Annotated in this window: 18 protein-coding genes and 2 pseudogenes; 11 read left to right on the top strand and 9 right to left on the bottom strand. The window is 49.7% G+C overall.

The features are described 5' to 3' along the window. Positions 1–111: 111 nt before the first annotated feature. Together HVZ37_RS22975 and cspF are read right to left on the bottom strand one after the other, a co-directional pair. The gene (locus HVZ37_RS22975; protein ID WP_228961026.1) at positions 112–255 is read right to left on the bottom strand and encodes a YnfU family zinc-binding protein; all 144 of its coding nucleotides are present in this window, start codon (positions 253–255) and stop codon (positions 112–114) included. 102 nt (positions 256–357) lie between these two features. Further along, a complete protein-coding gene (gene cspF / locus HVZ37_RS00475; RefSeq protein WP_001446195.1) occupies positions 358–570 on the bottom strand; it encodes a cold shock-like protein CspF in 213 nt (70 codons plus the stop codon). Positions 571–836: 266 nt separating this feature from the next. Here cspF and HVZ37_RS00470 point away from each other — a divergent pair, with 266 nt between their 5' ends. From HVZ37_RS00470 to HVZ37_RS00420, 11 genes and pseudogenes are all read left to right on the top strand, one after another. Further along, a complete protein-coding gene (locus HVZ37_RS00470; RefSeq protein WP_016239707.1) occupies positions 837–1,055 on the top strand; it encodes a cold shock domain-containing protein in 219 nt (72 codons plus the stop codon). 300 nt (positions 1,056–1,355) lie between these two features. Next, positions 1,356–1,583, top strand: a complete 228-nt coding sequence (locus tag HVZ37_RS00465) for a hypothetical protein (protein ID WP_016239708.1) — start codon at positions 1,356–1,358, stop codon at positions 1,581–1,583. A 525-nt stretch (positions 1,584–2,108) separates the two neighbouring features. Next, positions 2,109–2,513, top strand: coding sequence for an H-NS family nucleoid-associated regulatory protein (locus tag HVZ37_RS00460; protein WP_024195748.1), 405 nt, complete (start codon positions 2,109–2,111; stop codon positions 2,511–2,513). Positions 2,514–2,592: 79 nt separating this feature from the next. Continuing rightward, a pseudogene (locus HVZ37_RS00455) lies at positions 2,593–2,727 on the top strand (arsenical resistance protein ArsH); the annotation flags it as partial. 297 nt (positions 2,728–3,024) lie between these two features. After that, a pseudogene (locus HVZ37_RS23250) lies at positions 3,025–3,117 on the top strand (DUF905 family protein); the annotation flags it as partial. Between the two features lie 112 nt (positions 3,118–3,229). Beyond that, on the top strand, positions 3,230–3,691 hold the full coding sequence (locus tag HVZ37_RS00445) for an antirestriction protein (protein ID WP_016239686.1): 462 nt from the start codon (positions 3,230–3,232) through the stop codon (positions 3,689–3,691). 8 nt (positions 3,692–3,699) lie between these two features. Beyond that, on the top strand, positions 3,700–4,182 hold the full coding sequence (radC, locus tag HVZ37_RS00440) for a DNA repair protein RadC (protein ID WP_032250314.1): 483 nt from the start codon (positions 3,700–3,702) through the stop codon (positions 4,180–4,182). A gap of 8 nt (positions 4,183–4,190) precedes the next feature. Beyond that, positions 4,191–4,412: a DUF987 domain-containing protein gene (locus HVZ37_RS00435; RefSeq protein WP_072031697.1), complete on the top strand. Its 222-nt coding sequence runs from the start codon at positions 4,191–4,193 to the stop codon at positions 4,410–4,412. A gap of 17 nt (positions 4,413–4,429) precedes the next feature. After that, positions 4,430–4,747, top strand: a complete 318-nt coding sequence (locus tag HVZ37_RS00430) for a type IV toxin-antitoxin system YeeU family antitoxin (protein WP_042998665.1) — start codon at positions 4,430–4,432, stop codon at positions 4,745–4,747. A 20-nt stretch (positions 4,748–4,767) separates the two neighbouring features. After that, the gene (locus HVZ37_RS00425; protein ID WP_042998666.1) at positions 4,768–5,109 is read left to right on the top strand and encodes a TA system toxin CbtA family protein; all 342 of its coding nucleotides are present in this window, start codon (positions 4,768–4,770) and stop codon (positions 5,107–5,109) included. A 102-nt stretch (positions 5,110–5,211) separates the two neighbouring features. Beyond that, on the top strand, positions 5,212–5,370 hold the full coding sequence (locus HVZ37_RS00420; protein WP_155985518.1) for a hypothetical protein: 159 nt from the start codon (positions 5,212–5,214) through the stop codon (positions 5,368–5,370). Between the two features lie 210 nt (positions 5,371–5,580). Here the strand turns inward: HVZ37_RS00420 and HVZ37_RS00415 are convergent, their stop codons facing one another. The 7 genes from HVZ37_RS00415 to HVZ37_RS00385 all read right to left on the bottom strand — a co-directional run bounded on the left by HVZ37_RS00415 (position 5,581) and on the right by HVZ37_RS00385 (position 12,095). After that, positions 5,581–6,900 (bottom strand): anaerobic C4-dicarboxylate transporter, encoded by a 1,320-nt coding sequence (locus HVZ37_RS00415; RefSeq protein WP_042323383.1) that lies wholly within the window; start codon positions 6,898–6,900, stop codon positions 5,581–5,583. Between the two features lie 61 nt (positions 6,901–6,961). Further along, entirely contained in the window at positions 6,962–7,807 is an 846-nt protein-coding gene (locus HVZ37_RS00410; protein WP_042323385.1) for a fructoselysine 6-kinase, read from the bottom strand. Between the two features lie 63 nt (positions 7,808–7,870). Continuing rightward, positions 7,871–8,848: a 6-phosphofructose-aspartate deglycase gene (fraB, locus tag HVZ37_RS00405; protein WP_084196634.1), complete on the bottom strand. Its 978-nt coding sequence runs from the start codon at positions 8,846–8,848 to the stop codon at positions 7,871–7,873. Positions 8,849–9,043: 195 nt separating this feature from the next. Then, the gene (locus HVZ37_RS00400) at positions 9,044–9,760 is read right to left on the bottom strand and encodes a GntR family transcriptional regulator (RefSeq protein WP_042998668.1); all 717 of its coding nucleotides are present in this window, start codon (positions 9,758–9,760) and stop codon (positions 9,044–9,046) included. Positions 9,761–10,091: 331 nt separating this feature from the next. Further along, positions 10,092–10,583, bottom strand: a complete 492-nt coding sequence (locus HVZ37_RS00395; protein ID WP_042998669.1) for a GNAT family N-acetyltransferase — start codon at positions 10,581–10,583, stop codon at positions 10,092–10,094. 183 nt (positions 10,584–10,766) lie between these two features. After that, positions 10,767–11,864: an alkene reductase gene (locus tag HVZ37_RS00390; RefSeq protein WP_042998670.1), complete on the bottom strand. Its 1,098-nt coding sequence runs from the start codon at positions 11,862–11,864 to the stop codon at positions 10,767–10,769. Positions 11,865–11,882: 18 nt separating this feature from the next. After that, entirely contained in the window at positions 11,883–12,095 is a 213-nt protein-coding gene (locus HVZ37_RS00385) for a DUF1471 domain-containing protein (RefSeq protein ID WP_042323394.1), read from the bottom strand. Positions 12,096–12,162: the final 67 nt, after the last annotated feature.

Genomic DNA, 12,162 nt, shown 5'->3' with positions numbered 1-12,162 from the left:
ATCAGTTCAGAAACGTTCTCTCAGGATGGGCGTCAGGCATCAGGGATTTAACAGCTGCCGGAATCTAACATAAGTATAGGACATGAGCTCTGTTCTGCGGTTTTGGTCGAGCTAGCGTCGGGAGATAAACAGAGCCTTACATCCGGGGCAAAGCATGGTCTGGTTGAGCCGGATTTTTGACAACGGTTGTACTGATTTTAAGCCACAAACAGGACAGGCAGCTGTGGCAGTAGACGCACTGCTGAAGAATTTCATTGCGTAATTGATAACAGACATAACCATTAACCTTTCAATGAATGAGCTTCACCGTACCATATGTGGTTAAGTTTTAATCTATCTATTTTGACACACTGAAAATCAGGAAAGATAAATGTTCGCAGCCACAGGCCCCCTGAGACCGTTTATCCGGCAAAACTCTATGCGGCTTCCAGGGATGAGTAATTCTGATTCGCGGGAGTTAACGGCTGAAATGTGAAGCAGAACGTCTTTTCGTCCATCAGATGGGATGATGAGGCCTTTACCACTAAGAATATCAAAGCTTTTGACAATTCCTGTCATTTTATGGGACAAGTCAATTCCTTATTGAAAACACGTAAAGACTATACATTGAAAATGGCATTCAGCCACTTTTATTTTCCCTACAGGACCTCTGGACGGCTAAAAGATAATTTGCTTATATCGATTCCCTGTGCCTTAATGAATCCCATCAGTTCGATGTACTAATGAAAGTTAGAAATTTTCCGGGCAGTTCTCATTACCAGGCGCTATCGTTGATATCCCCTCTTTTTGAGTCCATACATTTACTATCAATACAATGATGTATAACAGGAGTCAGTATGACCTCTAGAATTACAGGCCTGGTAAAATGGTTTAACGAAGACAAAGGTTTTGGCTTCATCTCTCCTCTTGATGGCAGCAAAGATATCGTTGTCCATTTTTCTGCGCTTAATGGCGACAACTTTAAAACTTTATTTGAAGGACAGAAAGTTGAATTCGCCATTCAGATCGGAGACAAAGGTCCTGCTGCTGCAAACGTAATACTTTGCGATAAATAAATCAATGTGGGTCTGCGATAACGATGAAGGATTATCCCTGAGTAGACAGCCCCATAACTTAAATCAGTGAAAAATCGTTTATTCTTAATATCTGATCAGCATATTCTTCACAATTATGAGTGTGCTGACCGATGTAATGAAGTGCAGGACTACTGCATAAAAATTTTAAAAGCACAAACTAACTGCTTGTTAAATAAGAAGTGCGTAATGAGCGAGGCTATCTCCGAAAGAACCACGTAATGGCTTTGACCTTAATGGCATCTGCCAGCTAACACCCACGAGAGAACAGGATAATAGAATATGATTAAAGTCCTTGTTTTCTTTAATGCTGAATCCTGTAAAGTCATGACCGTTCTGGAAGGTATATCCTCTATCAGGCAGGAATATCCAAACGGTGAAGAAACACATCTTCGGATTATGTCTGCAGGTTTTCCTTCCTTAACTGGCGATCATGGCATTGTTTACGTGGCTACTGACAGGGAGTTAACGTCACAGGAGATATTTGATGCGGCCAGGAAATATTTATAGCATTTTTGTTATGCTCTCTGATTCACGTTTAATTGCATGCTTACCCTATTTATCAGAATCGAACAAAAAATGAGTTAAAAAAATTTATGGCCTGCTAACAGCAGGCTTTTTTTTACATTTGAAAAAATGCAGGTGTCTATCCCCTGTGTGCCATCTTGCCATTTGTGAAAAACCTTACTAAGCGGCGGCGCTAATTCACTAAATGTCTCTCCTGATTTAAAACTCATCAGGTATGACTGAAGCAATAAGTTATGAGGGTATAAAAAGGCTCTTCGGATGACTCCTGGCATCATCGTTTTAAGTACCTTTAAAAATGCATGGACATTTCGTAGGGGTTAGAATTTAGTTCTTGCACATTCTTCTTAATTTTGTCTTGCGATAAGAGATTTATATCAGTAGTCTAAACCTCGTTAATAACAATATGTACCAATCGGATTAAAATGCTCAGTAAGAGAAATCGGGTTGATGAGCAACCGTCGACATTGGTATTTGCTGAACAACGAAAAAATTTTTAAAGGTCTCTTTATGTCAGATGCTCTTACACAGTTAAACAATATCCGTACCTTACGCTCTCAGACTCGTGAAATGTCATTAGATGTACTGGAAGATATTCTGGAAAAGTTTAAAATTATTCTTATAGAACGACGAGAAGAAGAGACATTACGTCTTGCAAATGAAAGTCAGCGCCGCGATAAACTGGAAACACTTCGTCAGATGATGCTTGATGAGGGTATCGACCCCTCCGAACTTATGGCTGCTATTGGCTCTCCGGGTAAGTCTAAAAGGACGCGCTCCCCCCGTCCCGCGAAGTATCGATATACTGACGAAACTGGAGAGTCAAAAACATGGTCAGGTCAGGGGCGAATGCCGAAGCGGATCTCAAATCTGATTGCTGAAGGTGGGGAATTAAAAGATTTTGAAATCAGCTAAAAAGAGCCGGGTATAACCCGGCTCTTTTTTGTATAGGCCGCAAGTTGCCTTAGAGAATAGTCGAGAAACATTTAGTTCCGTCGATGTAGCCGAGGCGCTGTTTAAAATCACAGTGCTGCTTAAGGGACAAACCGGTTATCTTGCAGATCGTTACAGCGAGCGAAAAGAGAGCCATCAGGAGCTTTCATTCCGAGTCAATCAGGACAAAAAATAACGTATGTTCTTCGTGAATCCATACTGCATGAGCTTAACAACGTCCGTTATTGGCACAGAACGGCCTATCAGCATTATAAAAATATTCAGATATATATCATCCCTCTGAACATACACAACTAACGGCAGAATCTCACGATTCTGCCGCTTTTTTATTATTTTTCAGGGGGGTAGTAATGAATAATTCTGAAGGTTTGAAGTCGTTTCACTAATCGCTTTATGACCTACCGTAGTGGGTATCGGCTGATTGCGCAGCAGGGCCATTGGTTCCTGCCAGTATCACCGGCGTTAACATTGAAGACGACTAGGGCAGGCATGGAACTTTGAACCGGATGCCGGTGAAGGTCTTAACCGCTATACCCGCAAGCCAGGCATCTGTACGGACGTATCCATCTGCTGGCTCCGCATGATTTACCAGCAACATTTAATCTTCCCGAACACTCATTATTACCGCATACGCCAGCCATCGCCGCTGGCGTTTTTTTATTGACGGAGACATACCCATGACAACAGCGACAAAAAACAACCTCGCATCTGCTGCTAACGAATCCGAATTTGAACTGACCGTAACGCAGATACCCGACGAACAGCGTATCTGCTTCTGGCCGCAGTACTTTGGCTCTATCCCACAATGGATAACGCTGGAACCCCGCATTTTCGCCTGGATGGACCGCTTCTGTGACGAGTACAACAGTGGTATCTGGTCCTTTTACACGCTCAGCAATGGCGGCGCGTTTATGGCCCCTGATGCTGACGTTGACGATAAATGGCATCTGTTCAACGGCATGAACGGCAATGGTGCGCAAATGAGCGCGGAAGCCGCAGGTATCGCTGTCTGTCTGATTGAATACAGCCATCACGCCTGTCGCACCGAATGTGATGCCATGACTGAGCACTATTACCGCCTGCGGGATTACGCCCTGCAGCACCCTGAATCCAGCGCCATTTTGCGCATTATTGATTAAGGATACCCATGATGGAACAGTCACTTAGCCCACTAAGTCCGATACTTCCACTAACCGCACAACGCACGATAAAACGCGCCTTAACACTGCTTGATCGACACCTGCGCGAAACAGGCGTGGCATTCACCTCTACTCAGGCTGCCCGTGACTGGCTGAAACTGAAAATGGCGGGACTGGAGCGCGAAGAGTTTATGGTGCTGTATCTGAACCAGCAGAACCAGTTGATTGCCCACGAAACCCTGTTTGCCGGTTCTATTAGCAGTACCGAGGTACATCCTCGCGAGGTGGTCAAACGCGCCCTGTACTTCAATGCGGCAGCAGTGTTATTTGCGCACAACCATCCCTCCGGTGACATCACACCCAGCCAGGCAGATAAGACCATCACGCAGCGTTTGGTGCAGGCACTTCAGCTCGTTGATATCCGCGTCCCTGACCATCTGATTGTCGGTGGCAGGCAAATCTATTCGTTCGCAGAACACGGTCTGCTGTGAGGTATTACATGAAAATTATCAGTAAACGCCGGGCAATGACGATATATCGCCAGCATCCTGAGTCCCGCATATTTCGCTACTGCACTGGAAAATATCAGTGGCACGGTAGCGTCTGTCATTACACCGGAAGGGATGTTCCGGATATCACAGGAGTCCTGGCTGTGTACGCCGAACGCCGCCAGGACCTCAATGGGCCTTACGCCTGCCTGATGAGTATCACCCTGAACTGACAATAAAGAGGTTATAAATGAACAACACCACATGGGGCCTGCAGCGGCATATTTCGCCGCGTCTGGGAGCACGTCTGGTGCAGGAGGGGAACCGGCTGCACTATCTGGCTGACCGGGCCAGTATCACCGGCAGGTTCAGTGACGCCGAATGCCGAAAGCTGGATGAAACATTCCCGCACTTTATCAGCCAGATGGAATCGATACTGACCACCGGTGAACTGAATCCCAGACATGCCCACTGCGTCACCCTTTACCACAATGGTTTCACTTGCAAAGCCGATACCCTTGGTAATTGCGGATACGTATACATCGCCATTTACCCTACTCAGCTTTAATAACTTCCACGAGAGCCAACATGAAACCTCTACCTGCAACAACTTCGCGGGCGGCGAAGCCTTGCCTGTCGCCCGTGGCAGTTTGGCAAATGCTGCTGACCCGACTGCTCGAAAAACACTATGGCCTGACGCTAAACGACACCCCGTTCAGTGATGAAACTGTGATTCAGGAAAACATTGATGCCGGTATTACGCTGGCTGATGCCGTTAATTTTCTGGTGGAAAAATACGAACTGGTTCGTATCGACAGGAATGGATTTAGCTGGCAGGAACAATCACCATATCTTCGGGCCGTCGATATCTTGCGGGCACGACAGGCCACCGGCTTGTTGCAACGAAACCGAAAACACGCTGCATTGTGATTTTGCGACAAACCTCTTACATTACATCATCGGTCGTTCTCCCTTGAACATAATGCGCCTGCTATTCCCGGTAGGCACGTTTAGTGTTACGGATGAAATATCATGCAAAAAGAAGCTGAAGATGAGAAGTGGATGCCGCTTTGCTACAATGCAAAAAGACGCTCACAAATAGCTCAATGTGCGCCCGATCCACACAAGGAAAATCATTTGGGGGTGCTTATGGGGGTAACTTATTTATCAAACACAATAAATATTTTTTAAATCAATAAATTAAACATCAAATGCGACTCCTGTGATCTCCGCCAGTTTGCCTCTCCTGAGTTATCCCTAAGTCAACTAACCCCTTCTGAATGCAGCGATGCTCTCCTGAGGTCAACTCATATCTATTAGATATCATGAACTTTTAGCACAGCTTTGGCGCGTAAAACGATAAATAAACGGCCCCTTAAACGAGCGGGCCGGCGAACAAAATTAACCTAACACCATTTTGCCGATCATCAGCCCCATCGCCACAGAGACAATCACATTCACCAGGCCGGGACGCATAAAGCTGTGGTTAAGCACGTATTTGCCGATACGGGTGGTGCCGGTATCGTCGAAGGCCAGCGCCGCGAGGCACTGCCCGGCTACCGGAATAAAGAAGTAGCCGTTGACCGCAGGCCAGGAGCCAATCAGCGCATACGCCGGTAACCCCAACGCCAGCCCCAGCGGCAGCAGAATCAGGGTAGTCGCCGCCTGGCTGCTGACCATCGCCGAGACAAAGAACATCATGATGGCGATGAGCCAGGTATGCTCCTGCAACAGCACCTGCACTTCGGATTTGATCAGGTCGATATGGCTACTGACGAAGGTTTCGCTCATCCACGCCAGGCCAAAGGCGCAAACGATCGCCAGCGCACCGGCGCGGAACACGCTGCCACTGAGGATGTGATCCACCTGCGGGCGGCACAGCAGCACAATCAGGCAGGCAAAAGAGAGCATCACAATCTGGATCGCCGCCGACATCGAGAGCGGTTGCAGCCCTTTGGTGGTTTCAACCAGCGGACGCAGGCCCGGCACTAGCCCCAGCAGCACAATCACCACCGCGCCGGTCAGGAACAACAGCACCGAGAGTTTTGCGTGTGGCGCAATTTCAGTGCTGCGCTCCGCTTTGCCGATCGGCTTGAGCAGCCCTTCCGCCAGCCGGCGCTGGTATTCCGGATCGTCCTTCAGTTCCTTGCCTTTATTAAAGGTGGCGATCGCTCCCGCCGCCACGCCAATCAGCGTCGCCGGGACGCAAATCATCATGATAGTGGAAATAGAGATGCCGAACGGGGCCATCAGGCCAATCATCGCCGCCATGGCCGCCGAAATCGGGCTGGCGGTTATCGCCTGCTGAGACGCGATGACCGAAATCGACAGCGGACGCTCCGGGCGAATGCCGGAATCCCGCGCCACTTCGGAGATTACCGGCAGCAGGCTGTACACCACATGCCCGGTGCCGGACATAAAGGTGAAGATATAACAGATAAACGGTGCCAGCAGCGTGATATAGCGCGGATGGCGGCGCAGCATTTTTTCCGCCAGCCGGACTAATAAATCCAGCCCGCCGGACGCCTGTAATGACGATGCCGCTAATACTACCGAGAGAATAATTAAAATAACATCAATGGGCGGCGACGAGGGCGTCAGGCCAAAACCAAATACCAGAACGCCAACGCCAAGGCCGCCAACCATACCTAAAAATACGCCGCCAATACGCGCGCCAAACATCAGGGCAACCAGGATAAAACACAATTCTGTCCAGAACATACTTACCCCCGGATAATGGAGTGAATTCCAGTTATGTTTTTATGTAATCGGTGAAAGGCAATTAGCCGGAATACGGTTTACCAAAGCCAAACGCGCCATAATGATGTAAGACCTGGCCCGCGGATTTCCCGCCTGCCGTCATGGCGCGAATAATATCGTCATGGTCCGGTTGGGGTTTATCGCATGCCAGAATGGATAGCATAAAGCCAGTTAAAAAAGCATCCCCCGCGCCGAGAGTATCGACCGGTTGAATATAAACAGGCTGCCACTCAATAAGTTCACCGCCGGCATAGTAATAAACCTTTTCATGCCCGCGGGTAGCGATAACATGTTTACAACCGTAATCGTATAAATTATAAATTTTATTAATCGTCTCTTCGACCGATAATGCGCCGCAGGAAATAAAACCATAATCGACCCACGGACATACCTGTTGAAAATAGTCGTCAGTCCCTCGCCCGGAAAAATCAAACGACAGGGTGACATTGCGTTGTTTAATTTTTTCTAATTCCGGTTCGAGAAATCCATTAATGCTGGAGTGCACCGCATCGAATTGCGCAATATAATCGAGATCGTCGTCGGATAATTGCAGCGGGTGTTCCCGTAATACGCCGTTTTTATTACTGGTGACAAATTCCCTGTCGCCATCCACCAGCCGGATACAGGCATAGCCGTTTTCCCCGACATAGTGGCGACAGCGCTGACTGTCGATGTTCAGTTCCTGCAATGTTTCCTGCACGTGCCGTGCGGCGGCATCGTTGCCGAACGCGCCAAGAAACGCGCTTTCACAGCCCGCCAGCCGGGCATACACCGCGAAGTTCAGTGCATTACCGCCGGGATACATCACGCCGGAATGGAGATATTTATCAACGACATTATCACCAATGCCAATCACCTTAATGTCCATCATTATTCCTTGTTGATAACGATAAATCGAGCGTCCCTGCCCCTGCGTCAAATCCTGGCGTGATTAATATTCGACCTTCCACATGTAGCGGCGGGTCGTTAACGGATGCTGGCGGATCTCAGCCAGAGCACGGTTATAAACCGGATAAACGTTATTGAACAATGAATGGTTGAAGTAATCGATCACCGTCGGCTTGATGGTGGAGAGACCCAGCTCTTTAGCATCCACCACTTCGATGCGGCGGCCATATTTTTTCAGGAAGTTCAGGGCGCGCTCATCTACCGCACGGGTGCTGCCTTCAGAGAACTGGAAGAAGAACGGCGTGTTGGCATCGGTGATTTCAAACGGGCCGTGGAAGAACTCGCCGCTGTGGATGCAGGCGGAGTGGATCCACTGCATTTCCATAAAGATGCAGATGCTCTGCAAATAGGCCGCGCCGTAACCCGCACCGCTCGCCATGGTGTAGATGACTTTGTCATCTTTGTATTCCTGGGCGAACGCCTGGGCGCGGTTCTGCAAATGATCACACGCGCGGTACACGATACGGTTGATTTTGCTCAGTCCGTCCTGGAAATCCTCGTAATGGGCATAACCTTCGGTCTGGTTGAGAATTTCTACCGCGGTGATCAGGCCCTTAAGGGTTTTCTCTTCGGCGATGTCTTTGCCGTCGCCGAAGCTGTAGGTTTCTACAAAGTCGCAGTGAGCCACCAGCGGGGAGTCGGTCACCCAGGTCAGGCCAATAACCGGTACGCCGCGGCTCTGGGCCAGCTCTGCCGCTTTGATGGTTTCCGGGGTGTTGCCTCTGTGTGATGCGACCACCACCACCGCGTTGTCGCCCAGTGCCACCGGCGGGTTATTGATAAACTCACCACTGTTGTACAACCCGACGGTGACCTTAGTGGCTTCTTTTTCCAGGAAGGCTTTCGCCGGGTAAAACGCCGCATACGAGCCGCCGCAGGCGACGTAATATACGTGCGTGATCCCGCCTTTCTCTGCTTTATTGTCCACAATGCCGTTAATGATTTCTTTAATACTCATCACTTTTCCCCTTGGGTCGTTTCTGACGTTAACCGCGTGACAGCCGCGCGCCAATCAATGTATCTAAATGTATTGCCATAAATGTATAACATTGGAATACATTTCGATCAACGCGTGCCCATACAAAAAATCGGGATCCGCGATGCGGATCCCGATTTACGCTGAAACGACGTAACGATCAATGGTAAAAAATGGGGGTCAGACGGTAAAACGCAGTTTGTCGCCGACAATCAGTTGGTGAGATATGCAGGACATTTCACCTTTGTTATCAATCATCTCGCTTTTAATCGAGATCAACGGATAACGGTTAGCGACGCCGAGATAGTGGGCCACCTCAAAACTGGCGTACACCAGCTCAATGGTTTTGCTGGAGTGGGTAAACCACAGGCCATGCTTGTCGCGCAGAGTATCGTACAGGGAATGGCTGTTGAGATCTTCATTCAGCAGTGCGGCGAACTGCGGGGGGAACCAGACCGTTTCCAGCGATACCGGCACGTCGTCGGCATAGCGAATACGCTCAATCACCACCGCTTTTTCCCCATCGGGGATGTTCAGTTTGGCGCGGGTGTCCTCATCGCAGGCCTCAAACACCGACTTGATGGTGCGCGACCCCGGGCGGCGGCCCTGGGAGCGGCACAGCTCACTGAAGCTCATGATGCCGGTCATACTGCGCTGAAACTTCTCGCCGGATACGAATGTCCCTTTACCCGAGACCCGGGTAAGAAAGTTTTCCCGGGTCAGCGCATCCAGCGCCTTTCGCACCGTTACGCGGCTCACCTGCCAGCTGGCGCTGAGATCGTTTTCGGTTGGGATCTGCTGCCCCGGCTGATATTCGCCGCTTAAAATCGCCTCTTTCAGGGCTTCTTCAAGCTGCTTATACAGCGGTTTGGCACTTGAGGTATCCGGCAGATTCACGTTATGTATCCTTTTGTATTATCATAAGGCAGGCAGCGCATGGTTTACAATATACAACAATTTGCTTATGGCTACACTTGAACAGTGATTACTCAGCAAGGAAAAAAGTGTTTGCAATAGAATTGCTGCACAGTTCAGATTGCACCAGTGCCAGCATTCGGGAGGGAGTCACGCGCGATGAATACATACTTATTGCGCAGCGTTATCCTGACTTAACCTTAAGTACTCATTTTTACGAGAACAACCCATGAATACTTTACCTGTCATAAAGATAAATAATCAATAAATTCAATCTAGTAACATGTTGAATACGACTCCCGTGATCGACCTGTTACAACGCCATCACCATCTCGTGCCACGCCATCCCGCCGTGATCGGATTCTGACGGTTTGACGTAGCGATAGCCAAAGTGGGCGTAGAGATCGACATGGCGGTCTTTGCACATCAGGTGAATCGTCTTTTTGTGCATTGCTTTCATCCGCGTCACAAACTCACGCATCATCAGTGACGAGTAGCCTTTACCTTGAAAATCCGGGTGCACCACTACCGACATAATCACCGCATTGGGCGCGTGCGGATCGTGCCCCACCAGTTCCTTAAATTCTTCATCAGACATCACCACCTCCCAGGCGCATCCGGCATTGATAAAGCCAGCCACCTCACCGTTGAGTTCCATGCACATGAATCCCTGCGGATAGCGCTGGATACGAGTGGCGATCTTTTCCCGGGTTGCCGCTTCATCGCCTTCATAGGCAAGCGTTTCAATCTCATAGCAGCGATCAACATCGGCGGGTACGGCCTGACGGAATAGCGGAGTAGACATGCGTTTACCTTTTCTTAAATCAACTGGATAGCCTCATCATACCTGCTGACAACAGGGTTTACGCTGATTGTATTCACATGAAGAATGAAGGGTGTGCATTCCATCTTACACAAAGCCCGGCGCTGTGTGATTCGCCGGGCCATTTATAGATGCGCGAGCAGATGGACGCGCTGCGTCATGAAATCAGCTAGCCGGGTAATCCAGATACCCTTCCTTCCCGCCGCCGAAGAACCTCTCTTTAATGGGCGCAGTCAGGGGTAAGGCATTTTTCAGACGATGCGGCAGATCCGGGTTGGCAATAAACGGGCGACCAAAACCAATCAGGTCAGCCCAGCCGTTCGCCAGCGCCTCTTCAGCACGCGCTTTGGTGTATTTACCGGAGTAAATCAGCGTACCGTGGAAGATAATACGCAGCGCTTCTTTAAACGCAGCAGGCATGACCGGCGCATCTTCCCAGTCCGCTTCGGCGATATGAATATAAGCAATACCCAGATCGTTCAGCACGCTGGCCGCCGCCAGGTAGGTCGCTTCCGGTGTATCATCTTTTGACCCCATCAGCGTGGTTAACGGGGCGAGACGAATGCCCACACGCTCTTTACCAATTGCCGCAGAGACCGCCGTCACCACCTCTCGCATAAAGCGCAGACGATTTTGCAGCGAGCCGCCGTAGTCGTCATCACGCAGGTTGGCCTGTGAGTCAATGAACTGGTTGATTAGATAGCCGTTCGCCCCGTGCAGTTCGATACCGTCGAACCCTGCGGCGATAGCATTGCGCGCTGCCTGGGCATAGTCATTGACGATAGCCGGGATCTCTTCCCGCGTCAGGGCTCGCGGCATGTCATGCTGCACCATCTCGCCGACGCCATTTTCCGGGCCGCGCCCTTCAACATCGACAAACACTTTCACCCCTGGCGCCTGAATGGCGGAAGAAGAGACCGGTGCCGCGCCGCCAGGCTGCAAAACGGTGTGCGAAACACGACCGACGTGCCACAGCTGAGCAAAGATTTTACCGCCCGCCTTGTGTACGGCGTCGGTGACTTTTTTCCAGCCAGCAATCTGCGCTTCGGAATAGATGCCAGGCGTCCAGGCATAGCCCTGGCCCTGTTGGCTGATTTGCGTGCCTTCGCTAATGATGAGCCCTGCGCTGGCACGCTGTGCGTAATAGTCCGCCATCATGTCAGTCGCGACGTCGCCTGCCCCGGCGCGAGAACGCGTCATCGGCGGCATAACAATCCGGTTTTTTAACGGCAAGGCATTCAGCGCATAGTGATCGAATAACATAATGGGTTCCTCTCGCGATTATTTATACAGTTCTGCACTCATGGTGACGGTGTTGCCCATGCGCGCACTGGTAATTTTGTATTCAGAGGCATTCATCTCTTTGGCTTTTTGCGCGATGACCGCTTCAGCGGAATCCAGCGTGGTGCCGGTTGCCGTAACGCTTTGCGCTGAGGCGTTAAACGCCACAGCAGAGAACAGAGAGGCAGTAAAAATAGCGAAAATAGTTTTCATGTTTATATCCCAGAATAAAGTGATAATTTGGCGTTGATTAACGCGATGGAAGAAGAATACGCCTGTC

Origin of the sequence: Citrobacter sp. RHB35-C17, from assembly GCF_013816795.1 — a bacterium.
GTDB lineage: Bacteria > Pseudomonadota > Gammaproteobacteria > Enterobacterales > Enterobacteriaceae > Citrobacter_A > Citrobacter_A amalonaticus.
Note: the sequence above shows the minus strand (reverse complement) of the source record. Positions and strands in the feature narration are given on the sequence as shown.